Source organism: Streptomyces sp. NPDC059994 (genome assembly GCF_042737755.1).
Taxonomy (GTDB): Bacteria; Actinomycetota; Actinomycetes; order Streptomycetales; family Streptomycetaceae; genus Streptomyces.
This window is the reverse complement of record NZ_JBHWUR010000004.1, coordinates 156,679-178,373: the sequence shown is the minus strand read 5'-3', so window position 1 is coordinate 178,373 and position 21,695 is coordinate 156,679. Positions and strand designations below refer to the sequence as shown.

General features: G+C 68.7%; 20 protein-coding genes and 3 pseudogenes. 8 read left to right on the top strand and 15 right to left on the bottom strand.

Annotated elements, in window-relative coordinates; genetic code table 11:
- The first annotated feature begins 410 nt into the window (after positions 1–410).
- A complete protein-coding gene (locus ACFWA7_RS04090; RefSeq protein WP_385533836.1) occupies positions 411–959 on the top strand; it encodes a GNAT family N-acetyltransferase in 549 nt (182 codons plus the stop codon).
- Between the two features lie 346 nt (positions 960–1,305).
- On the opposite strand, the gene ACFWA7_RS04085 is transcribed toward ACFWA7_RS04090, so the two are convergent.
- Complete coding sequence (locus tag ACFWA7_RS04085) at positions 1,306–1,899, bottom strand: GNAT family N-acetyltransferase (protein ID WP_385820743.1); 594 nt, start codon at positions 1,897–1,899, stop codon at positions 1,306–1,308.
- Between the two features lie 94 nt (positions 1,900–1,993).
- Here ACFWA7_RS04085 and ACFWA7_RS04080 point away from each other — a divergent pair, with 94 nt between their 5' ends.
- Positions 1,994–2,188, top strand: a complete 195-nt coding sequence (locus ACFWA7_RS04080) for a hypothetical protein (protein ID WP_385820741.1) — start codon at positions 1,994–1,996, stop codon at positions 2,186–2,188.
- Between the two features lie 224 nt (positions 2,189–2,412).
- Here ACFWA7_RS04080 and ACFWA7_RS04075 read toward each other — a convergent pair whose 3' ends face one another.
- The 7 genes and pseudogenes from ACFWA7_RS04075 to ACFWA7_RS04045 form a co-directional block, all read right to left on the bottom strand.
- Entirely contained in the window at positions 2,413–3,972 is a 1,560-nt protein-coding gene (locus tag ACFWA7_RS04075) for an IPT/TIG domain-containing protein (RefSeq protein ID WP_385820739.1), read from the bottom strand.
- A 744-nt stretch (positions 3,973–4,716) separates the two neighbouring features.
- Positions 4,717–5,083, bottom strand: a pseudogene (locus ACFWA7_RS04070) (IS630 family transposase); the annotation flags it as partial.
- A gap of 116 nt (positions 5,084–5,199) precedes the next feature.
- Positions 5,200–6,132, bottom strand: coding sequence for an amino acid ABC transporter permease (locus ACFWA7_RS04065; protein WP_385820737.1), 933 nt, complete (start codon positions 6,130–6,132; stop codon positions 5,200–5,202).
- On the bottom strand, positions 6,129–6,794 hold the full coding sequence (locus tag ACFWA7_RS04060) for an amino acid ABC transporter permease (RefSeq protein ID WP_385533818.1): 666 nt from the start codon (positions 6,792–6,794) through the stop codon (positions 6,129–6,131). The genes ACFWA7_RS04065 and ACFWA7_RS04060 overlap by 4 nt, the downstream gene beginning before the upstream one ends.
- Positions 6,795–6,872: 78 nt before the next feature.
- A complete protein-coding gene (locus ACFWA7_RS04055) occupies positions 6,873–7,706 on the bottom strand; it encodes a glutamate ABC transporter substrate-binding protein (protein WP_385820735.1) in 834 nt (277 codons plus the stop codon).
- A 32-nt stretch (positions 7,707–7,738) separates the two neighbouring features.
- On the bottom strand, positions 7,739–8,518 hold the full coding sequence (locus tag ACFWA7_RS04050) for an amino acid ABC transporter ATP-binding protein (protein ID WP_385533812.1): 780 nt from the start codon (positions 8,516–8,518) through the stop codon (positions 7,739–7,741).
- Positions 8,519–8,829: 311 nt separating this feature from the next.
- Positions 8,830–9,258 carry a VOC family protein gene (locus ACFWA7_RS04045; RefSeq protein ID WP_385820733.1) on the bottom strand — a complete coding sequence of 143 codons (429 nt, stop codon included), beginning with the start codon at positions 9,256–9,258 and terminating at the stop codon, positions 8,830–8,832.
- Between the two features lie 278 nt (positions 9,259–9,536).
- On the opposite strand from ACFWA7_RS04045, the gene ACFWA7_RS04040 reads away from it, so the two are divergent.
- The gene (locus ACFWA7_RS04040) at positions 9,537–10,193 is read left to right on the top strand and encodes a DUF1326 domain-containing protein (protein ID WP_385820731.1); all 657 of its coding nucleotides are present in this window, start codon (positions 9,537–9,539) and stop codon (positions 10,191–10,193) included.
- Here ACFWA7_RS04040 and ACFWA7_RS04035 read toward each other — a convergent pair.
- On the bottom strand, positions 10,190–11,371 hold the full coding sequence (locus ACFWA7_RS04035; protein ID WP_385820729.1) for a permease: 1,182 nt from the start codon (positions 11,369–11,371) through the stop codon (positions 10,190–10,192). The genes ACFWA7_RS04040 and ACFWA7_RS04035 overlap by 4 nt on opposite strands.
- A 130-nt stretch (positions 11,372–11,501) precedes the next feature.
- On the opposite strand from ACFWA7_RS04035, the gene ACFWA7_RS04030 reads away from it, so the two are divergent.
- Positions 11,502–12,125, top strand: a complete 624-nt coding sequence (locus ACFWA7_RS04030; RefSeq protein WP_385533801.1) for a DUF1326 domain-containing protein — start codon at positions 11,502–11,504, stop codon at positions 12,123–12,125.
- Positions 12,126–12,293: 168 nt separating this feature from the next.
- Here the strand turns inward: ACFWA7_RS04030 and ACFWA7_RS04025 are convergent, their stop codons facing one another.
- Both ACFWA7_RS04025 and ACFWA7_RS04020 read right to left on the bottom strand, forming a co-directional pair.
- Positions 12,294–13,130: a DUF2182 domain-containing protein gene (locus tag ACFWA7_RS04025; protein ID WP_385820727.1), complete on the bottom strand. Its 837-nt coding sequence runs from the start codon at positions 13,128–13,130 to the stop codon at positions 12,294–12,296.
- Between the two features lie 168 nt (positions 13,131–13,298).
- Complete coding sequence (locus tag ACFWA7_RS04020) at positions 13,299–13,766, bottom strand: MarR family winged helix-turn-helix transcriptional regulator (protein ID WP_385533795.1); 468 nt, start codon at positions 13,764–13,766, stop codon at positions 13,299–13,301.
- Positions 13,767–13,927: 161 nt separating this feature from the next.
- On the opposite strand from ACFWA7_RS04020, the pseudogene ACFWA7_RS04015 reads away from it, so the two are divergent.
- Positions 13,928–15,076 (top strand): annotated as a pseudogene (locus ACFWA7_RS04015) (serine hydrolase domain-containing protein).
- A gap of 283 nt (positions 15,077–15,359) precedes the next feature.
- On the opposite strand, the gene ACFWA7_RS04010 reads toward ACFWA7_RS04015, so the two are convergent.
- Together ACFWA7_RS04010 and ACFWA7_RS04005 are read right to left on the bottom strand one after the other, a co-directional pair.
- Complete coding sequence (locus ACFWA7_RS04010; protein ID WP_385820725.1) at positions 15,360–16,001, bottom strand: hypothetical protein; 642 nt, start codon at positions 15,999–16,001, stop codon at positions 15,360–15,362.
- Entirely contained in the window at positions 15,998–17,287 is a 1,290-nt protein-coding gene (locus ACFWA7_RS04005) for a hypothetical protein (RefSeq protein WP_385820723.1), read from the bottom strand. Before ACFWA7_RS04005 ends, ACFWA7_RS04010 begins: the two co-directional genes overlap by 4 nt.
- A 399-nt stretch (positions 17,288–17,686) precedes the next feature.
- On the opposite strand from ACFWA7_RS04005, the gene ACFWA7_RS04000 reads away from it, so the two are divergent.
- Together ACFWA7_RS04000 and ACFWA7_RS03995 are read left to right on the top strand one after the other, a co-directional pair.
- Positions 17,687–18,121, top strand: coding sequence for a hypothetical protein (locus tag ACFWA7_RS04000; protein WP_385820721.1), 435 nt, complete (start codon positions 17,687–17,689; stop codon positions 18,119–18,121).
- A gap of 306 nt (positions 18,122–18,427) precedes the next feature.
- On the top strand, positions 18,428–18,841 hold the full coding sequence (locus tag ACFWA7_RS03995; protein ID WP_385820719.1) for a hypothetical protein: 414 nt from the start codon (positions 18,428–18,430) through the stop codon (positions 18,839–18,841).
- A 397-nt stretch (positions 18,842–19,238) separates the two neighbouring features.
- Here the strand turns inward: ACFWA7_RS03995 and ACFWA7_RS03990 are convergent.
- Both ACFWA7_RS03990 and ACFWA7_RS03985 read right to left on the bottom strand, forming a co-directional pair.
- Positions 19,239–19,745, bottom strand: a pseudogene (locus ACFWA7_RS03990) (endonuclease/exonuclease/phosphatase family protein); the annotation flags it as partial.
- 445 nt (positions 19,746–20,190) lie between these two features.
- Positions 20,191–20,442, bottom strand: a complete 252-nt coding sequence (locus tag ACFWA7_RS03985) for an EF-hand domain-containing protein (RefSeq protein WP_283145580.1) — start codon at positions 20,440–20,442, stop codon at positions 20,191–20,193.
- Between the two features lie 659 nt (positions 20,443–21,101).
- On the opposite strand from ACFWA7_RS03985, the gene ACFWA7_RS03980 reads away from it, so the two are divergent.
- On the top strand, positions 21,102–21,683 hold the full coding sequence (locus tag ACFWA7_RS03980; protein ID WP_385820717.1) for a hypothetical protein: 582 nt from the start codon (positions 21,102–21,104) through the stop codon (positions 21,681–21,683).
- Positions 21,684–21,695 lie beyond the last annotated feature (12 nt).

The window sequence follows — 21,695 nt, the reverse complement described above, 5'->3', positions numbered from 1 at the left end:
CGCAGGTTCGGCACCCTCCTGAGCGGGCTCGTCGTGAGTGCCTTCACCTACATGCGGTCCAGGTGGTGGAGCACCACGATGGCCGACTCGGGGTTCCGCTGGCCACGAGGATGCCAAGATGTCAGTCGGAGCGCGGAAGCCGGCGAACCCGGACCTCTGCTCGCCGGAGCGGTGTCACGAGTGCTCCGGGCGGCCTGGAACCGCGGCTTCGACGCCGTTGCCGCCTGCGACTTCGAGGACGGGCTCCCGGACCTCGGCGGACTACCGCGCTGTCGCTGACCCACGCCGGATCCACTGGTATTGACTATTCCTCCAACGACAAGACTGGCCACTGCTGACGGCAAGCACCGTTGCAGCACCAGAGCCTCTCTTTCGAATCATCCGCACAGGTGTGCGATAGGTTCCCCGTCATGACTGACCTCGGAGCCGTCGCCTGGCCACCTGCCCCGATGAGGACCGAACGACTCGTGCTCCGCGAGTCCAAGGCCCGAGACCGTGCAGCGTTCATCAAACTGTTCGCCTCGCCAGAGGTGGGCACCTACATCGGTGGCCCTCGACCGCGTAATGAGCTCGAACGCGCGGTGCCTGAGGTGCCCGGGCGCCGCCCTGGCCTTTTCGTGATCGATCTCGACGGAGCGATGATCGGCATGATCACCCTCGATCGACGCGACGCCGAGCGCCCGGGTCATGTCCGTCCGGATGCCGGGGAGGCCGAGCTCGGCTACATGTTCCTGCCGGAGGAGTGGGGATGCGGGTACGCCACCGAGGCGTGCACAGCGGCACTCAACTGGTTCGCCGATGCGCTTCCCGGCGAGCCGGTGGTCCTCTGCACCCAGACCGCCAACATCCGCGCGATGCGCCTCGCTGCGAAGCTGGGATTCACCGAGAAGCAACGGTTCGAGGAGTACGGCGCCGAGCAGTGGTTCGGCGTATGGTCCCCGCTCGCGCAGTCCGACTGAGCTCGACCATTTTCTTTCGGATCATCTGATCGTTGGTCTGGTCGTGTCGTTGACTGATGCCCCACAAACGGTGAACACGAGGTGGTGGAGGCGAGGTGGGCTTTCCGGTCGCCGCCGCGGCCTCATCGAGGGCCGTGATCCGGTAGTGAGTTGGTCGCTCACCTGCGGGCTCAGCAATTCGCTGGCAGTACGCGGCGACTTTGTCTAGGTTGTCGTCGGCGGTCTTCGTCCAGACGAAGGGACGTGGGTTGTAGTTCCAGTCGGCGAGTCAGCTTCGGATATCTCGTGCGGCTGGGGGGTGAGCCGCGGTCCGTCAGCTGCCCAGCCCCCAGCCGCCGTAGCCGCCTCAGTCCGTGAAGTCCAGCACCAGGTGGTCCTGGACCCGCCGGTACCCCAGCCGCTGGTACAGCGCGTTGCTCGTCGGGTTGGCCAGGTCGGTGAAGAGCACCACCTCCGCGGCTCCCCACCCCAGGGCCAGCCGGGTCGCGGCCACGGTGGCGGCGCCCGCGAAGCCGTGGCCGCGCCGCGCGGGCGGGGTGTAGACCGGACCGATACGGGACTGGCCGGCCAGCACCCCGGAGGCGGCGGCCAGTGACGCCGGGCCATCGTCCGTCTCCCACAACATCAGCTGCCCGGCCGCCGTGCGCCGGAAGGCGGCCGCCGCCGCGCCGAGGCCGGGCGGCAGCGCCACCTCGTCGAGGAACGCGGTCAGCCACGCGGTGACCAGCGTCAGATCCTCCTCGGTCGCCAGACGGGCGTGGCCCGCCACCGGTGCCGGGTCGGCGAGTTCGGCGAGCCGGAACAGCCGCTCCTGACGGTCCACCCGGTAGGGCCCCCAGACCCTACCGAAGGCCCGGGCGGTGGCGGTCGCGCCGTTCACGCCGACCAGGGCGTCGCCGCGCAGCGCCCCGGCGAGCTCCCGGGCCGCGCCGTCCGGCATCGGGTCCGGAAGAACTCACCCGTGATCGCTCGGGCGGATGCGCCGGACGAGCTCAGGTGCCACTGTGGACGGACCGACGAAAGGGATGATCGCTGTGAGCACTCCTGAGGAGAGGAAAGACGACCCGCGGGTTGACGAGCAGGCGCGGGAGCGGTCCTCTGAGCAGCGGAACATCACCGCACCGACCCCGCCGGACGTACGGGCCAAGGCCCACGACGAGGACACGGACGAGGACCAGGACGGGGACGGGGACGGGGAGAGCGAGCCGCCAGCGGCCCATACCCGGTAGCCGTGACTGAGGGCAGGTGGGAGGCTGCCGGTGGCGTTGAGGATCTCCTCTCACGCGGGGCTGGGCAGCCCTGCCGATGGAGCGGTTTTGATCGCTGCCGAGCGGCCGATGCTCAAGCCATCCACACCGACCGGTTGATCCTTCCGGGCGAATCCGGCACGACACCGGCCGCCGACCGTTACCCGTCGTTCGCATTCTTCGTCGAACACTGGCCGGCCCTCGGCTCAGAGGCCCGTGTAGGTGAACTCGTCGGCCGGGCTGGTGGCGGAGGTGACGTCGCCGACCGTCACGGTGATGTCCACCGTCTGGTTGTCGTCGATCTGCGGGGGCGCGGTGGCGGTGAGCTGGGTGTCCGAGACCCAGGTGACCGACTTCGACGCCTGGTCCTTGAAGTTCACGCCGACGCCCTTGGGGAAGCCCGCGCCGGTGATGGTGACCGTGGTCGTCTTCGCCCGACCGCTGGTCGGGTTGACGCCGGTGACCACCAGTGGTGCCGGCCCGTCATAGGCGAACTGCCCGAGCGGCACGACGGGCGACGTGCCGAGGACATTGGTGACCCGGATGTCCGCGATGCCGACGCCGTCCGGCACCGTGGCGCTGATGTGGTTGCCGCCCGGGCTGATGGTGAGGTCTGTGCACGGGATGGGACCGAAGTCGAGGAGGCTGCCCGGGGCGAAGCCGCTGCCCTCGATGACGACCGTGGTCCCGCTCTTGCCGCAGCTGGGACTGACGCTGGTCACCATCGGCCCGGAAGGAGAGAGGAGCGAGGTCTGGAGCAGGCCGAGGTAGGTGTTGTTGGCGTGCTGGTATGCGACCTGCCCCATAAAGTCCGCCAGAGTGCTGTTGGTCAGCGCCGGGTCGTACGTTGAGTAGTTCCCGTCCGATGGCAACTGCTGCTGCACACCGGGCTGCACGTAGACGTTGCCCTTGGGGAGCCCGTTGAGTACGTCGAACAGGCGGTGCACGGTGATGTTGCCTGCCGGGCCGGGTGACGGGTACCACTTGTCCTGCTTCACCTCGTCGAGGCTGCTCCAGGCCAGGGGCACCGCGTCCCAGACGTTGACGTGATGGTTGTTGCTGAAGGGCAGTCCGTTGACGTAGGTCGCGAAGCTCTGCAGCCCCGCGGTGGGCGCCGCGAAGGTCTCGAGCGCGAACTGCGGGACGTTGGTCCAGCTCTGCGCCTGCGTGTACAGGTAGGGGGCGAGCATGGTGGCGATGGAGCCACCCAAGCTGTGACCGGTCACGTACACCGTCGGCTGCGGGGTAGTGGGCGCCGCCTGGACCAGGCTGGCCAGCGCCTGCGCCAGTGTGGCGCCCTGGTAGGCGAACGCACCCTCGGGCACTGGCACACCCAGCACGTCCCCCGGCGGCGGGATCGAGACCATGCTGGCGACCTGGGTGAACGCCGTCATGGCTCCCTTGGAGACGGCAACCGGCGTCGGCGAACCGCTCGCGGTGAACGGGACCACGGTGCCGACGTCGAGGTCCTCCAGGATGTCGGTGATGTTGCCGGTCGTGCCGCGCGCGACCACGGCGAACTGGTTGGAGCCGCCGATGCTCTTGGCGATGTACACCATGTTGGCGTCGTCCGGGCTCAGCGCGAGCCAGGCCAGCTGCCAGCTGGCCCGGGTCGCCAGCCAGATGGCCCTCAGCTGCTGGGAGATACCGGCGGCCACGCGCCACGTCTGCTGGTCCCGGGTCTCCCCCGACGGTCGCGGGGTCGCCGCGGTGGCCGCGAGGGCGGACAGCGTCATGCAGACCTGTGGCGGGGTTGGCGTGGCCATGATCACTCCTGGGGTGCTCACCGAACCGGAGATGGACCACCGTCGACCGTATACGCCCGGCCTGCCCATCCGGGTGCCCGACCGGTCGTCAGACACCCGGATGGGCTGCTGGATTGACCCTTGCGGACCACCGTCGGGCTCAGTAGGGCAGCAGGCGCCCGGAGGGCGTGCGCAGGTCGAGCGGCGGACGCGGGCACGCCCCGACGAGTCAGCGAGTGGGCGGCGCGGCGAGTGGGCCGGGCGATCTGGATCCGAGGCACGGCTGCCACCTCCTGAACCTTCTGAGCAGCCTCTGAGCAGCCTCCGTGCTCATGCGCCACACTCCTGCGTCCGCCGTCCCAGCCGCCAGGGACCGGCGACCCGACCGGCCGCCCCGACAGACCGCCTGGTCAGTGCACCTGCCGCTGCTGGTCGACCCCGTAGGGCTCGCGGACACGGACGAGGTCGGAGAAATGACGCTGAATCAGGCTGCCGCGCCTCGACGGCAGCAGCCCCGGCCCGCCCGGCCGGGGCTGCGTGAACAGCAGCCACCGGCAACCGTCGAACTTCGCCTCGGAACACCATCTCGCCAGGCAGCACCTTGGGGCCGGGAAGCGTCTCGCGTGCCTGGGCGAGCATCGGCTGCACCGGCGGACCAAGCACCACCAGGACCTCGCTCACGGGTAGGGAGTCGCGACGCTCATGGGGTGGCACGGCTCCCCGACCACAGGTCGCAACAGCCCGGCCTGTCAGCGGAACCGGCTGCCCCTCATGTCTACGACCCGACGCCAGACCACGCGGCCGGGCTGGGCACGACCTGCGCCCGGCCCAGTACGACCCCGCGCTCGGACGGCTACCGAGCGGCCCGAACTCGTCGAAGGCGAGGGTGCGGTCGGGCCGCTCGTCGATCGCGTACTCGCTTTGCTCGGGTTTGACGTCGAAGTCCGCGTCGATGGGCTCCTTCCAGGCCTTGGCGCGCTGGAAGGTGATGCCGCGGCGGGCGAGCAGCGTCCGCAGCGCCTCGCGGCCGATCCGTACCGGGCGGGCGATGTCGCGGCGCAGGTGGTCGGCGCGTTTGGATCGACCAGCAGGTGAAGGGCTTGCCGGGTTTGACCGGGCGGGTGGCGGCCATCTGGATGACGAAGTCCTCGTCGTCAACCGTGAGCAGGCGGGGGCGGCCACCCGCCCACCGAGGGTCCGGACAGGCCGACCCGATCTCGTTGAACTTGTGGATCACGCGGCCGGTCGTCACTTACCGGAGGTGTCGCCCGCTCCGCCGAGATCGTCATGGCTCGCGTGCTCGCCCGGCGTCGCCAGCTGGTCGACCGCGTCCGCGCCGACCACCGCGCCGGTGGACCTCTTGCCGCGCCTCAGCCTGCCTTCCAACCCGCTCGCGAAGGACGTGAGCGCGAAGTTCAGCACGACGAAGATCACCGCGACGACGGTGAAACTGGCAATGGTGTTCGCACCGTAGTTCGCGCTCATCGGACGGACCGACGCCAGCAGCTCGGAGAAGCCGAGCAGCGCACCGCCCAGCGCCGTGTCCTTCACGATGACCACCAGCTGACTGACGATGGCCGGCAGCATCGCGGTGACCGACTGCGGCAGCAGCACGTAGCGCATGACCTGGTTCTTGCGCATACCGATCGCCTTGGCCGCGTCGGTCTGGCCCTGGGGGAGGGAGACGATTCCTGCTCGTACGATCTCCGCGAGCACGGAGGCGTTGTAGAGGACGAGACCGGTGACCACGGCGTACAGCGGCCGGCTGTCGGAGCTGACATCGGTGTACTCGGAGTACGCCGCGTTCGCGAACAGCATCAGGATCAGCACCGGGATGGCGCGGAAGAACTCCACGACCGTGCCGGCCGCACCCCGCACCCACCAGTGGTCGGAGAGCCGGGCGATGCCGAACAGCGCTCCGAGCGGCAGCGCGATGACCATGGCGAGTGAGGCGGCGATGAGCGTGTTCTTGAGCCCCGGCAGAAGGTACGTCTGCCAGGCGCGGGAGTCCGTGAAGAAGGGCCGCCACTTGACCCATTCGAGCTGGTTCTTGTCAGCGAGGCTCCGGGCCACCCACCAGATGAGGGCGGCGAGGGCCGTCAGGAACACCACCGTGAGCAGTACGTTGTGCCGTTTGGCACGCGGCCCCGGGGCGTCGTACAGGGCGGACGAGGAGCTCATCGCTTGACCGACACCTTCTTGCTCACCCAGCCGAGGAACAGCCCGGTCGGGAGGGTGAGGCAGATGAATCCGAACGCGAAGATGGCGGAAATGAGGATGAGCTGAGCCTCGTTCTCGATCATTTCCCGCATCAGCGCCGCAGCCTCGGCGACACCGATCGCGGCGGCCACCGTGGTGTTCTTGGTCAGGGCGATCAGCACGTTCGCCAGCGGGCCCACCACGGAACGGAAGGCCTGCGGAAGGACGATGAGCCGTAGCACCTGGGGGAAGTTCAGGCCGATGGCACGCGCCGCCTCCGTCTGACCGACGGGCACCGTGTTGATGCCGGACCGCAGCGCCTCGCAGACGAACGACGAGGTGTACGCGATCAGCCCGAGCACGGCGAGCCGGAAGTTGATCGTCGTGAAGTTGTCGGCGCCGAGCGTGACGCCGAGCGTCTGGAACAAGCCCAGCGAGGTGAAGACGATGATCACGGTTAGGGGGATGTTCCGGACCACGTTGACGTAGGCGGCGCCGAAGCCACGCATCAGGGGCACCGGGCTGACGCGCATGGCAGCCAGCGCCGTTCCCCAGATCAGAGCGCCGACGGCGGAGTAGAAGGTGAGCTGCACCGTCACCCAGAAGGCTCCCAGCAGGTTGTAGCCCTCAAGAAAATCGAACACGGTCTCCCGGCCTTCCGCGTGAGTGAAGGGCGAGGCGCGCCGCTTCGAGGGCGGCGCGCCGTCCGTGGGTCACCCGCTTCAGCTGACGATGACGCCGATCTTGGGTGCGGGCCCGCTCTGGAAGTTGGCCGGACCGAAGTTCTTCTTGACGGCCGCGGCCCAGGAGCCGTCCTTGACCATCTTCTCCAGGGCGGTGTTGATCTGTGCCTTGAGATCGCTGCCCTTCTGGACGCCGATGCCGTAGTTCTCATTGCTCATCTTGAAGCCGCCGAGCTTGAACTTGCCCTTGAACTCGGGCTGCGCGGCATAACCGGCGAGGATCACGTTGTCGGTGGTCAGGGCGTCGATGACCTTGTTCTCCAGACCGGTCAGACACTCCGAGTAGCCGCCGTACTCCTGCAGCTGAGCCTTCGGCGCGATCCTTGTCTTGACGTTCTGCGCCGAGGTCGAGCCGGTGACAGAGCAGAGCTTCTTGTTGTTCAGGTCCTCGGGCTTCTTGATGGAGTCGTCGTCCGCCCGGATCAGGACGTCCTGGTGCGCAAGGAGGTAGGGGCCGGCGAAATCGACCTTCTCCGCGCGCTTGGGGGTGATCGAGTACGAGGCGGCAATGAAGTCGACATCGCCGCGCTGGAGCAGCGTCTCGCGGTCGGCGCTCTTGGCTTCCTTCCACACGATGTCGCCCCGATCATGGCCGAGCTCCTTGGCGACGTACGTGGCCACGTCGACGTCGAAGCCCGTGTACTTGCCGTCAGGGGTCTTCAGGCCGATGCCCGGCTGGTCGAACTTGATCCCGATGGTGACCTTCTTGTCGCCCGAGCTCGTGTCGCCGCCGCCGTCTGAGCTGCAGCCGGCGGCGGTCAGGGACAGCATGAGCGCAGCGGCGGCCGCGACAGTGACCTTCTGAAGCTTCATGGTGTTCATTCCTAGTGCTCAAGGGCCCCGGATCAGTGGTGAAGGATCTTCGAAAGGAAATCCTTGGCCCGCTCGCTGCTCGGGTTGCTGAAGAACTGAGCGGGCGTCGTCTCCTCCACGATGCGGCCATCCGCCATGAACACCACGCGGTTGGCGGCCGAACGGGCGAATCCCATCTCGTGGGTGACGACGACCATGGTCATTCCGTCATGGGCGAGCTGCTGCATCACTTCCAGCACCTCGTTGATCATCTCGGGATCGAGCGCAGAGGTCGGCTCGTCGAACAGCATGATCTTCGGGTCCATGGCCAGCGCTCTGGCGATCGCGACGCGCTGCTGCTGGCCACCGGAGAGCTGCGCGGGGTACTTCTCCGCCTGGGAGGCGACACCCACCCGGTCGAGTAGTTGGCGCGCCCTCTCCTCGGCGGCCTTCTTGTCCTTCTTGCGTACCTTGACCTGGCCGAGCGTCACATTGTGCAGCACGGTTTTGTGCGCGAAGAGGTTGAAGGACTGGAAGACCATGCCCACATCGGCCCGCAGCGCGGCCAGCTCGCGGCCTTCGGCGGGCAGGGGCTTTCCATCGATGACGATCTCACCGGAATCGATGGTCTCCAGGCGGTTGATGGCGCGGCACAGCGTGGACTTCCCGCCCCCGGACGGCCCGATAACGACGACAACCTCACCACGGGCAATGGCCAGGTCGATGCCCTGGAGGACGTGCAGCTCGCCGAAGTGTTTGTTGACGTTGCTCAGCACGACCAGATCGCCCGTGGCCGGGGTGGGATTTTCCTTGGTCACGGCTACTCCGCTCATTGGCTTCATGGTCCGTCTGCCAAAAGGAAGCCGCACGCCGAGAGCGGGGGTTTACGACTAAGCGGGGGTTTACGACTATTCGGGACTGCCGGTTGCTGACCTTGACAGCACCGCCCGAGGCTGGCCCGCCCAAAGGCCGGCGATCGGCGGCACCGCCACCGCGTAGGTGCCTGAGCGACCTACCGGATCGACAGGCCGTGACCGGTCGGCAGCCGGTCGCGTTCGACGGCGGCGGCGACAAGCCTGGCCGGTCCTGCTCGGCCTCGGCGGCTGCCTGCTACCCGACCGAACGAGGGCACGTTCGCGGCCCCTCAGTCGATACAGAACTCGTTGCCCTCGATGTCCAGCATCGGGATGCACGAATCATTGCCGTCATACAGCGTGCGCACATGTACCGCACCGAGCGGGACCAGCCGTGCGCACTCGGCCTGGAGTGCGGCGAGGCGCTCCTCACCCACGAGCCCGGTACCGACCCGCACGTCAAGGTGCACCCGGTTCTTGGCAGCCTTCCCTTCGGGAACGCGCTGGAAGTACAGCCGCGGGCCCACACCTGAGGGATCACCGCAGGCAAACCATGCGTCCTGCTGCTCAGGTGGCTGGGAACGCTTGAAATCGTCCCAGGTGGCAAACCCCTCCGGTGGCGTCGGTATGACGTACCCCAACACCTCGCACCAGAAGCGGGCGAGGCGCTCAGGCTCCGCGCAGTCGAAGGTGACTTGGAACTTCTTGATCGACATCACCGGGCCACCGTATGGGCACCTGCTCTTCAGCGAAAGCCCAGGGTGCGCCCGTGCCTCGCTGCTACGGACCCCGCTGTTCCCACATCCCCAAAGGCGCGCAAAGCACCGGCTGGCGGCTCCCACCAGCCGTGCCGGTCCCTCCCTGGCAGAGACCACAAAACCGGGGCGTGAGGTGCAAGCTGGAAGGGAGGCCGCCTCGCCACCCCGGGAGCGGGCTCTGGACCCGCGGTCTCGCCACTCCGAGTAAGCCCCCTGGGGCTCGGTAGGAGGGAAGCGAGATGACAGAAAACGTCACCACCGGTACGCACTGGCGCCTGGCCGGTGATTGGTTCGATGTGTGCAAGTGCGCCATACCGTGCCCCTGCACGTTTGCGCAGCCCCCGACCTACGGCGACTGCGAAGGCGTACTGGTCTGGCACATCCGGGAAGGCAGCTTCGGCGACGTGCGGCTCGACGATCTCAACGTCCTGATGCTCGGTTCCTTCGTCGGCAACGTCTGGACCGGCGAGCACACCGACGCGTACGCCGCGGTATTCCTGGACGAGCGCGCCGGCGAGCAGCAGCGCGGTGCACTCGGTGCCATCTTCGGCGGTGAGGCGGGCGGATGGCCGGCTCGGTTCGGGGAGATGTTCCACCCTGAGATGCGCGGCCTGGATTTCGTCCCCATCACCGTCGAGATCGACGAGGACCTCGGCACTTGGCGGGCCGAGATTCCCGGCAAGGTCACGGCCACCGCCGAGGCGCTCGCGGGCCCGACGACGCCGGACGGCGCACGCGTCCAGGTCCACAACGCCCCGGGCGCCGAGGTCGGACCAGGCCAGGTAGCCACCTGGGGTCGGGCCACTGCCGACCGCGCCGAGGCGTTCGGCTTCTCGTGGGAGCGGTCGGGGAAGTCGAGCAAATACTTCCCGTTCGACTGGAGCGGCCCAGACTAGCGCGGACCCGATGCCCCGGGGACGTGCCCGTGCCCCTGTTCGCCGTCTCCGGGTGAGCCGCCCATCATCCGCAGCATGGCCGGGCCGCCGGTGCGCCAGAACCGTACGAGCAACGTCGCGGCCAGCAGCAGGAAGGCGAGGTTGAGCCACGTCGTGTAGTTCCAGGTGACCCCCTCCTCGGGGATCGTCGCATCGGCCTGGTCGGGAATCAGCCCCAGTCCGTCGAAGGCGAACTCCACCACGTATCCGGCGACGGCCATCGCGGCGAAGAAGGTGACCAGCAGGAAGACGGCCATCCGGGCGCCGTAGTACTTCCGGTAGATGTTCAGGATCGGCAGGATCAACAGATCCGCGAAGATGAAGGCGATCACACCTCCGAAGCTGATGCCGCCCTTCCACAGCACCACGGCCAGCGGCACGTTGCCGATCGAGCAGACGAACGTCGCCACCGCCACCAGTGGCCCGACCAGCGGGCCGATCAGCTTGGCGGCGAGCGGATGCCCCTCCAGGAAGAACGTCCGCCAGAAGTCGTCCGGCACCCAGGCCGCGATCGCCCCCGCGATCAACAGCCCCGCCACCAGGTCCCGCACCACCGCGGCCCACTCCATGACGAAGATGTGGGACACGGAAGTGAAGCCGTCACGGGAGAACAAGCGGCGCGCGAAACCGCCCTCCCCCCGCACCGACATGTCCATCGCCGCATGGCCTTCCATCGATCCCGCGATCCCACGCTCGGCCTGCTCCCGCGCCCGTGTCAGCAGCCGCTCGCGCAGGAAGAGACGGAACAGCACGGCGAGTACGACGATCATGATCGGCCCGCCTGCGAACTCGGCGGCCGTGAACTGCCAGCCCATCAGCAGCGCGAGGATCACGCCGAGCTCCACCACCAGGTTGGTGGAGGCGATCTCGAACGCCATCGCCGCGGTGAAGTCCGCGCCCTTCCGGAACAGCGAACGGGCCAGTGCCACGGCCGCGTACGAGCAGGACGACGAGGCCGCCCCGAGGCCGGCCGACCGGGCGAGAGTGCGCGGCCGGTCATCGCCGAGCAGCCGGACGACGGTCGAGCGGCGCACCACCGCCTGCACTACGGCCGACAAGGCGAAACCGAGGATCAGCGCCCAGGTGACTTCCCAGGTCATCGACCCGGCGATGGACAACGCGTGGCCGATCGCTTCCACAGTGTGCCTGCCCTTCGGCGCAGGGTTCGAGCGGTTGCCAGGAAACGCCATTTACAGGCCAATTTGACAGGTCTAGCGTAAAAGTACAGACGACGCTCGCCGCCATCACCTGGGAAGAAGGGGAGCAGTCATGTCGTGGACAATTTCCGGCACGTATGTGGCCGGTTGCTCTTGCGCGGTGTTGTGCAGCTGTCCGTACGACGGCCAGCCGCGGGACGCCAAGGGCGGGACCGAGTGCCTCGGCACCGCCGTGTTCCATGTGGCGAAGGGGAACCTGGACGACCTGGACCTGTCGGCCGTGGACTTCGCGTTCTACAACCACTTCCCCTCCAATCTGTCCTCCGGTGACTGGAAGGTCGGGATCGTCGTGGACAGCGCGGCCAGCGACGAGCAGGCCGAGGGCCTGGAACGCATTCTGTCCGGCCGTGAAGGCGGACCATTCGGCCAGCTGTCCCAGTTCTACGGCGACTACTTGGGCATGGAGCGGGCGAGGGTGGCCCTCACGGGCGGGGACAGTCCCGGCCTTACGGTCGAGGGCCGGACGGAACTCTCCTACCAGCCGCTCACCGGGCCCGACGGCAGCTCGACAAAGATCAAGAACGCCATGTTCGGGTTCGCGCCCGAATTCGAAGTCGGCACGACCTCCGGTCGGTCCGATGCCTTCGGGCTGAGCTACGAGGCGTCGTACGGCGAGACGGCCGACTACGTCTTCAGCAGCGAGGAGACCGCTGAGGCAGGCCAGGGCCGGGTCTGAGCCCGGTTGCGGGTGCTGTTCAACTACTTCGGGCACTGTTCAACTACTTGGTGCCGTTACGCATGTCCAGCGCGAATTCTTCCGCTGTCGGCGGCCTCTTGCGCGAACGACGCGGCCCTCGGAGGCCGGGTGAGTCACCTGTCGGTGAGTCACATGTCTGTCGGTGAGTCACATGTCGCCCATGGACGGCATCGACCCCTGCAACCCCGGCAGCAGCCAGTCCTGGAACGGGGCGAGCACGGCCAGCACGAGAAACGCGACGCCCACGACCCGGGCGAGCAGCGGGCCATGGGACCACAGCTTCTCCACGAAGATCACCAAGGCCAGTGCGGCCATCGCCGCCACGTTCATCACCCCGAGGGGAACGAGGACGACCATCAGCCCCGCACAGCAGCCGACACAGTAGGCGCCGTGATGGACACCCACCCGAAGGTCGCGGGCCGGCCGCCGGAACCCGGCGTAGCGCACCAGGTGGCTCATGGGGTCGCGGCAGTGCCGCAGGCAGACGTACTTGAGGGGGCCGAGCTGATACAGGCCCGCGAGCAGGAAGGACACCGCGCCGATCCAGCGTCCGGCGGTGGGATGGTCCTCAACCAGGCCCCCGGTGAGGACCAGGGCCCCGTAGGCGAGCAGTCCGAAGGCGGTCCACACCAGCAGATACCCACCCACGAACTCCACGGTGCGCACGGTTCGCGCCCAGCCCGAGGACTGCCGACCGATCCCCCGCACCCATGTGATGGCCACCGGCGCCATCGACGGCAGCATCATGGCCGCCATCATCGTCACCCACAGCAGCAGGAACAGCGGCAGCGCCATCCCCATCGTGCCCGGCTCGACCCCCATGTCCCGGGCCTGACCTATCGTCAGCCCCCATGCGGGCACCGCGATCAGTACGACCAGGAACCAGGCGGCGGCGAGATCCCGCTTCGGCAGCAGGCCCCCGCCCGCTGCGGTCGGCGCGGCCGACCGGGCGGATGCGGGGGCGGAAGTCTGGCTGTGGCGCATGGGCGTGTACTCCTGCGACTTCTTCCAGGACAGCACGTATTCCTCTGCGCCGCGAGCTCGCAAGCCGGCCCATACCCGGCAACGGCTCCGCACCCACGGCGTCGCGCCGGTTCAGCCCGTCATCGACGACATTCGACGACTCTCGACGACAACATCAGGAGCCCAACATCAGGAGCCGCCCTTGGTCGACTGGTCGCGTTGGTCGTCAACCACCTTCCTGAACGCGTGCTTGAACGCGGCGTAGTCGTCGGCGCCGAGTTCGTGGGCGTGGCGGCGCTCGATGTCGGCGAGGATGGCGTCGGAGTGCTCCATCTGCTCCAGGCCCCGCTCGGTGGGCAGCACGAGCTTGGCGCGGCGGTCCGCGGGATCCGGCTCCCGGTATAGGTAGCCGAGGACTTCGAGCTCGTCGACGAGCTTGCCGACTACCTGTTTGTGCTGGCCAGAGCGGCGCGCCAGGTCCGTGGCGCGACTGCCCTCGGCGTCGAGGAATGCCAGGATCGCGCCGTGTTGCGGGCGCAGGTCACCGAAGCCGTCCTCAGCCAGCCGCGCGAACAGCTCACGCTGGATGCCGAACAGCAGGCCGGCGGCCAGGATCCCCAGGTCAGGGTTGTCGCGTTTGGTCTCACTCCGACGCATCGGTCGGCCACCCCTCAAGTTAGTCACCAATATTGACGGTAATCTTCGGTGACTATACCGTCGCCGTTGTTGATCACGACCGGCCCAGCCGTGAGGACGCAGTCACAGAGCTGCTTCATACCGCCTGTTGCGTCCTTCAGACCAGAAAGAAGGTGCGTGAGATGTCCACCACCAGCACCGTTGTGCACGGCACTGTCGCCGGAGGCTTCGAGGGCGTACGTGACCGCCTCGCCTCGGCCGCCGCAGCGGAGCCCGGTCTCTCGGCGCAGCTCGCCGTCTACCACCGAGGCCGGCAGGTGGTGGATCTGTGGACCGGCCCCGGCCTCACCGGGGACTCGCTGCTGGGGCTGTTCTCGTCCGGCAAAGGTGCCGCACACCTGGTCCTGGCGCTGCTGGTCCAGGACGGCGTGATCGATCTCGACACCGCGGTCCGCCGCGTACTGGCCCGAATTCGCCGCCGAGGGCAAGGCCGGGATCAGCGTGCGCGATCTGCTGGCCCACAAGGCCGGACTGATCGGCGTCGACGGCGGCTTCACGCCCGCCGAACTCGCCGATGACCGGCTGCTCGCTGCCCGGCTGGCCGCCCAGAAGCCCTATTGGGCCCCGGGCACCGCGTATGGCTATCACGCCTTCGTCATCGGCGCCCTGACCGGCGAGGTGGTGCGCCGTGTCACCGGGAACTCGCTGCGGGAAGTCTTCGAGCAGCGGATCCGCGCGCCCCACCACTCGACTTCCACCTCGGCCTGCCCGCCGACCAGGAGCACCGCTACCTGCCGGTCCAGCCGTTGCTGCCGCACCAGCAGGAAATCGCCCAGGCGAACCCGCCCGCCCCGGACTCCCTCACCGGTATCGCCTTCAACTTCAACGCCACCGCGCCGACCGATCTCGTCGAGTTCGCCAACACCCGCGCCGTGCGTGCGCTCGGCCCTGCCTCGGCCGGAAGTGTCGGCACCGCCCGTGGTCTGGCACGGATGTACGCCGCCGCGATCGGTGAACTCGACGGCCATGCGCCGCTGCTGAAGCCGGACGTGCTCGCCGAGTTCACCACGCCGCACACCTCCGGCACCGACGTGGTGACCGGTGAGCGTGACCACTTCCTCCTCGGGTTCGAGGCCCAGGCGGTCCGCTACCCCAGCCTGGGCGCCGACGCCTTCGGGCACAGCGGCGCGGTCGGCGCCCAGTCGTTCGCCGACCCCCGCAGCGGCATCGCCTACGGCTACACCCGCCGCCACTTCTCCTTCGGCGGTGGAGGCGGCGCCCCCGAGAACCGGGACCTCATCGCCACCGTGGTCGAGTCCGCTGCCGGCTGAGTACCGCATCGTGACGGCCCGCCGCCGTACAGCGTCGTGCCCACGCCGATGCCGCACCGGCTGTCGCCGTCGCACTCGACGACTGCGCCACGGGTTCCAGCCGCAGCCACCGGATCGGCCAGGTTGGTGGTTCGGCCGGGCCGAACCAGACGCGGACGTCCTCACCGGACCTGCGCAGTCGCGCCCAAGCCGTCGTCACGGCGTACGAAACAGGTCTCGTGGTGCCGCGCGGCACGCGATGGAGGTCCCGCTCGGTCTGCGCCGCCGGATCCCGTCGCGAACATCATCGAGTGCCGACACCCGGGACGGTCGGCGCCTGACGGGGGTCCGGCTCGTCCCGCAGCAACGGCACCGGGGCGCGCAGGGCGAAGGCGCCGGGGAGGTCGAGCCGGCCGCCCCGCTGCTCGGTGAGCGTGACCCCCTGCACCGCGAGGCTCGCGTCGATCCCGCACTCCCCCGAACGGACGCTGGTGAGGTGGGCGTCGCGGATGACGCAGACGAGACCGGAGATCCAGAAGACCGCGGTCAGCTCCACCTCCAGCGTGCCGATCTTCACGCTGTCCACGAAGACATCGACGTAGGGCCGGTGCACCGAGGTGACCCGGTGGGTCGCCAGCGCGACGACCTCCTCGCTGCCCGGGGTGTCTCGGGTGCGGCGCGCGGCATCACGCAGGGCGGCGTACCTCCGCCAGCCATCCGCCACCAGGTCGAGCATGTCGAGGCTGAGGAAGTCGTCGATGACGGTGGCCAGCTCGTGTTCGACGGCCCGGTCGGCGGCGGGAGTCCTGCCACGCACGGGGCCGAGCAGCGGACCAGCCGTTCCATGGGCGCGCAGCGGGGTGTCGAGATCCCCGCCCGCGCCGAGCAGGAACGAGCGGACGGTCAAGGGGGGTGGGGCCGTCGTCGCGGTCGTGAAGGTCGTCATCGGTCCACCTCGTCGATGGTCGAAGAGCCGGGGTCCGCGTGGGGGTCGAGCCGGATCGTACGGGTGGGGGGTTCGCCGGACGGGCTCTGTTCGGTCAGGTCGGCGGTCGCGGTGGCCGGGCGGAGGGTGGCGCGGACATGGCCGCGGACCCAGCGCGGGCCGCGGTGCAGCCGACCGAAGTAGACGGCTGCCGCGATGGCCAGGATCAGTGCGCCGCCGAGGGAGGCAGGGCCGACGACCCAGGCGACGGCGCTGGTGTTGTCGGTGCCGCCGGTGCCCGTACCGCCAGTCTCCGTACCGCCAGTCTCCGTGCCACCGGTGTCGGTTCCACCGGTCTCCGTACCACCGGTCTCCGTACCGCCCTCGTCCGTGACTGTGAACGGGGCCTCGGCGTACTGCTCGGGATAGGCCGTGCAGACGGCCCGCACCGTGTGCGCGCCCGGCTGTGCGTCGGCTGGGACCGTGATCTCGGCGGTGAAGGTGTCGGAGTCCGCGGCTGGGGCGGCAGCGAACGGCGGCTCTCCGCCGTCCCATTGGAAGTCGACGTCCGGGCAGCTGAACCCGGTGCCGTCCGCCTGTACGGTCGCGTTTTTCGCGCCGCGCGCCGGGTCGAGAGTGAGTACCGGGTTCGCGGGGCTCTCGACGACGAGGTCGGCGTCCGCGTAGATGTCCGGCTCGCCGGTGCACGCAGCCTGGAAGGTGTACGTATTCGGGATCGCCTCGCTCGGGACGACCTCCGTGTACGAGAAGTCGCCGTTGTCCGCCACGGCGATCTCGGATTTGATGGTGGTGCCGCCGACCACGTAGAGGTCGACGCTCTGGGCGGAACACTGCGTGAACCCCTTGCCCTGGACGTCGATCCGGGTCCCGACCGGCCCGTGGTCGGGGTCGAGCGTCAGCGTCCGGGTCTCGGCGGGCGTGGTGCCGCCACCGCTGGTCACGGTGAAAGGTGCCTCGGCGTGGTAGGCGTTTCCGGAGTCGACGTCCGGGTCGCAGGCCGCCTCGATCGTGTGATCCGGCCCCGCGGTGGCGTCCTGCGGAACCACGATGGTGCCGGAGATCTGGGGGACGTTCACCGTCGCGGGTGTCGCGTGTTGGCCGTCGAAAGTGAGCGTCGCCCTGCCACAGGCCTCGAAGCCGGTGCCGGTGACCGACACACTTGTTCCGGGATCGCCCTCATGGGTGGACAGGGAGAGCTCCTCCACCTTCAGCTGCGTGCCGACCGCCGCCAGGGGCGTAAAAGCAAGGGGTCCCACGCTGATCGCGGCGCTCAGAAGTACCGCCATCAACAATCGACGCACCAGCCGCACGGCGGAGAACATGAGGGAGGGAAGGAGGGAGGGGATTGGGGGGGAACACCTCCCATTGTCCTCCCCCGCCGATCAGAGCACCAGCCCGCGCGGGTCCGGCACCGCCGAGAGGACGCCGGGACAAGGACGACCGCCGCGACCAGCACCGGTTCGATCCGGGCCGCCGCCTCGGCGCGCCCGTCCCGCAGTACACCCCGGCGCGCCTCGCGTCGGCTGGGCGCCGTTCCGACTCCTCCGGATGCCCGTCCTCAACCAGGTGAGAGTCTCTGCCCGAGCGAGATCAGCACGCGGAACTGTCGTATCCGGGCGGGAGCTCTCCACGAAGAAGGCTGGTGAAGGCGCGACCACACGCCATCAGGGGGGCCGCCCGATCTCGTGGAACGCCTGTCCGCCGACGACGACCTCGGCGTCCGCGTACTCCTGGCCCAGAACCACCCGCACGCCTCGGCGTCGCTGCCGCTGGGCAGCTTCCTGGAGTACCACGGCCACCAGCGCGTTCACCTCACCACTCGGCCGAACTTCCCCACCACGGGCCTGGCCGCGTTCGCCGACCACGAGGACCCCGAGGCCCGCGCCCTGACCGCCCGCGCCCCCCACACCGCACCGGCAGTCGTGGAACACCTCACCCATGACCCGGACCCGGCCGTACGAGCCGCGCTGGCACGCCACCCCAACCTGCCGCCCACCCGCCTGACCGAACTTCTCGACGACGAGGAACTGGCCCACGAAGCCGCGGCGAACCCGGCGCTGAATCTCGACGTACTGCACGGGATGGTGGCAGCAGGGGGACGACGGGACAGAGGAGCTTAGTCGCAGGCGTACCGAAGGGCCGGGCGGGCGGCCGCGCACCTTCGGCAGACAGGAGCATGCGCGAGCAGGGCACGATCCTGTCGTTGACCCGGAACTGAGTTGACCCAATCTCCCGCCTCCAGCAGCTCAGTCGCCCGTCGGCAGGTTTCCCCAACTGCGCCGCAGGCCTTGCCCCCGTGGACGCCGACTGTCATCGTCGGGGCCCGCGCCCGGCATGACGGCCTGGGCGAGGAGAGCCGGGGGTACGAGATGAAGATTCTGAAAGGGCCGACGTCTGGGCGAAGGGCGTTCGTGCTGGGGACTCTCGTGGCGATCGCGAGCCTGCTGCAGGCGCCGACCGCGTCGGCGACCGATCCGGCAGACGCTCCGCCCGGCTACGGCGGGCCCTTCAGCTCGTGCCCGGGCCAGACGTGGAAAACCGTGCCCCTGCGCCACGGCACCGCGGAACTCGGGTACATGCAGATCTGGTACTCCGGCAGCTACAAGGGGGGTACCTACTGCGCGCGGGCCGGCGACGGGATCTCCGGTGCACATCACATGGAGATCGTCGTCCGCCGCGGGGACTGGCAGACTCCCTGGTACGACTCGGGCACCTACAACGAGTACGCCGGGTACATCGATGTGTACGGCGCGGCGACGAAGTGCGTCCACTTCTTTGGCTGGGTCACGGTGAACGGGGTGAACTACGAGCGTACTTGGCTGACCCCTGAGTGCCTTTGACACCCACAGCCCTGCTTGAGCGCCTGACGCTGTCGGGGGTGACCTGCCCGGTGATCGACACCGCCGTCCCTCACGTCCTACGTCAACGTCGAGTTCTCCCCCAGCGACCGTGCCATCGCGAGCACGATCAGCGAGTTCGTCAACGGCCACGGCATGGCGCCAGTGCCGCTACCGCAGCGAAGAGACGGCTCAGGTCCAGCACGTTCTTGATGCCTTCGCGGTCAACCGCCAAGGCATCAGTGTCCACCTACCGCCTGCCCCCCGCTCGGCAGCCCCGCAACCCGACCGCTCTCCAAGCTTCGAGGCCATGGCGCGGCCAACGCGCCAACCCAAGAACCCCGCAAGGCCCGACGAGCGGATCCGACTACCTCCGAACTCCCCTGCGGCCGGCCCCGTGCTACATGGCGGGCTCCCGCACAACAGCCAGCACTGGCAGGTGGTCCGTGGCTGCTCGCAGGTCTCGTTCCAAGACCCCGGAGAGCCCCATCGGTACTCCGCACCCCAGCACCTGAACCCCCTGCGTGGCGAAGACGGCGTCGATGCGCTGCAGCGGATCGCCCAGCCGGGTGGTGTGCTCCCGCCCCCACGGCTTCGTCGCCCAGCCGTCCTGCAGAGCGCCCGCGAGCAGGCCGAAGGTTCGGCCGTCGGGCCGGTCGTTGAGGTCGCCCGCGGCCACCGCATGCGGCACGTCCATCGCGGACAGCCGCTCAAGGAGCAGTCGGCCCTGCTCGTAGCGCTCCTGAGCGTTGATGCTCAAATGACAGCTGAGCACACCGAGCCGGGCTTGGCCGAAGCGCAACACGGCGGTGGCGAAGCCGCGCTGGTGCAGGCCAGGGGTGCGGGGCAGCAGGACGTCCTCGGTGCGCACCACGTGCGCGCGGAGCGAGGAGAGGGCCACGGGGCCGGGTGACCGCAATGGTGTGGGTGGGGCCCCGGCTGTACTGCATCCGCCGTCACGCGGGACCGAGGCATCTCCGGCACCCTCCATACCGGCACAGGCTCAGTCAGAGCCGGCCTTGGCACACCACTCCCAACGACCAACAGCCCTCGAAAGTCACCGGTATTGCCGCTAGGCCGTCTCCGGCACCACCGGCTCCGGCTGGGCCGGTCTGCCCTACCCGGCGACCGTGTACTTCAACGGCTCGCTCGCCGAGGCCCGCGTGCCCGGTACCGCACCTGGCGGCGTCATCGGGGCCGCCCGAGTACGTCCAGTACACGAGCGCCCCTCCGTCTTGCCACGCACGGCGCCAGCCAGCACGTGCTCGGCCGACAGACGCGAAAGAGAAGGCCCAGCACAAGCCCTACCCGGCGGGAACGGCATCGGCCGTTCCCGCGCGGCACGGCCCCGCCTACCAGCCGAACCGCCGGTCCACCACCGCCGCGAACTCCTCGAACGTCAGCACCGCGTCACCGTTCGCATCCGCCGCGTCGAACAACGCCGACGACGCCTCCGCGTCCTGCACACCCCAGAACGGCAGCACCCCCCGCGCCGCCAGCGTCGGCCCCCGGTCCCGCAGCGCCGAAATCACCTCGACCCGCGTCAGCCGCCCATCGGCATCCAGATCCAACGCCTCGAACAGCACCCGCGCCTTCTCACTCATCCCACAACTCCCCACTCGACCCACTCGGCCTCGACCGCATCCGAGGTCCTACGCTCGCACCAGGACGACGATCAAGGAATACCCCCGCCGATGACGGACCCGACACACCGCTGCCCGGCACGCCAGGGTATCTGCCGACTCCCCGAGCCGTGGATGTGAAAGGTCTTCTACACCGACGGCAGCCTCCACGACATCACCGTCTCCGGCACCGACGAAAGCCACTGGCCCAAGATCCTCCACCACCTCGGCGCCACCGCCGACGAACTCACCTGGTACGGGCAGACGCCCGGCGCCGACCCACTGGCCACCCTCCAGGACGGCGACCCGGCGAGCCTCGCCGTCCGCTACGGCCGGACCTGGTGGGGGGCTCAGTGCCCATGGCTGGGAAACAAAAGGGTTCGCCGGGGCATCAGCATTACCGCAACTGTTCGCCGACACGATGGATGACGGCAGCAACTTCGGTCTCTGGGCCGACACGAGGACCGCCACGAACGGCCCCAGCGGCAAGGCGGCGGCATCCGGGTCGCGGCCCGCGTCCGGCAGGGGCCCGTCAGCCGGTACGGCTACGAGTTGGTGCCGTCGTGGTCAACCAGGAGAGCGGGCTGTTCGCGCGGCCGAGCCCAGCGCCGTTGTCAGTGCCGCACCGTAGATTCCCCACCATGGGTATCTACTTGGTCAGCATCGCCTCCGAGGACTGGGACGACGAAGAAGTCCTCAAGCCCACCGCCCGCGCACTCACCGCCGAACTGACACGTCTCAAGCTGCCGCCACTCATGCCCCCACAGCCACACGACTTCGTCCCTGGATCAGGCACCACATTCGAAGAGAAGCTCAACCGCCCCATGGACAGCTTCAGCACCCTGTGCCGCACTCAGCCCGACGGCCAGGATCACACCGACGCACTCCTCGGCTGGGACCTGCTCCTGCCGATCAGCCTTCCCCAGCCCATCGAACTGCGCGTGCCTTCGCTCCACCCCGACACCACGACCGCGCAATCCGCCCACACAGTCCTTGCCGCCGCCCAGACACTGGCCAGCCAGCTGGCACTGCCGCCGCAGATCCCTGCATACTGCGACAACCTCAACCTCACCAACTGGTTCGACAGCACCCAAGTCCAGCGAGCAGCCGAAACGCGCCCAGGCTCCTGGCAGGACAACCTCGACGCCGCCTTCTACGCAGCGGTATACCTCCGCGCAGCCGAACACAGCCTGCGCAACGCCTGCCCTCTCCACTACACCTGACCCACCCCGACA

Bases quoted from the DNA above. Each gene is read 5' to 3' on its own strand.
- ACFWA7_RS04090 (WP_385533836.1), top strand. From the start codon at position 411: ATGACTGACCTCGGAGCCGTCGCCTGGCCACCTGCCCCGATGAGGACC.
- ACFWA7_RS04085 (WP_385820743.1), bottom strand. From the start codon at position 1,899: ATGCCGGACGGCGCGGCCCGGGAGCTCGCCGGGGCGCTGCGCGGCGAC.
- ACFWA7_RS04075 (WP_385820739.1), bottom strand. From the start codon at position 3,972: ATGGCCACGCCAACCCCGCCACAGGTCTGCATGACGCTGTCCGCCCTC.
- ACFWA7_RS04065 (WP_385820737.1), bottom strand. From the start codon at position 6,132: ATGAGCTCCTCGTCCGCCCTGTACGACGCCCCGGGGCCGCGTGCCAAA.
- ACFWA7_RS04055 (WP_385820735.1), bottom strand. From the start codon at position 7,706: ATGAAGCTTCAGAAGGTCACTGTCGCGGCCGCCGCTGCGCTCATGCTG.
- ACFWA7_RS04050 (WP_385533812.1), bottom strand. From the start codon at position 8,518: ATGAGCGGAGTAGCCGTGACCAAGGAAAATCCCACCCCGGCCACGGGC.
- ACFWA7_RS04040 (WP_385820731.1), top strand. From the start codon at position 9,537: ATGACAGAAAACGTCACCACCGGTACGCACTGGCGCCTGGCCGGTGAT.
- ACFWA7_RS04030 (WP_385533801.1), top strand. From the start codon at position 11,502: ATGTCGTGGACAATTTCCGGCACGTATGTGGCCGGTTGCTCTTGCGCG.
- ACFWA7_RS04025 (WP_385820727.1), bottom strand. From the start codon at position 13,130: ATGCGCCACAGCCAGACTTCCGCCCCCGCATCCGCCCGGTCGGCCGCG.
- ACFWA7_RS04020 (WP_385533795.1), bottom strand. From the start codon at position 13,766: ATGCGTCGGAGTGAGACCAAACGCGACAACCCTGACCTGGGGATCCTG.
- ACFWA7_RS04010 (WP_385820725.1), bottom strand. From the start codon at position 16,001: ATGACGACCTTCACGACCGCGACGACGGCCCCACCCCCCTTGACCGTC.
- ACFWA7_RS04005 (WP_385820723.1), bottom strand. From the start codon at position 17,287: ATGGCGGTACTTCTGAGCGCCGCGATCAGCGTGGGACCCCTTGCTTTT.
- ACFWA7_RS03985 (WP_283145580.1), bottom strand. From the start codon at position 20,442: ATGAGTGAGAAGGCGCGGGTGCTGTTCGAGGCGTTGGATCTGGATGCC.
- ACFWA7_RS03980 (WP_385820717.1), top strand. From the start codon at position 21,102: ATGGGTATCTACTTGGTCAGCATCGCCTCCGAGGACTGGGACGACGAA.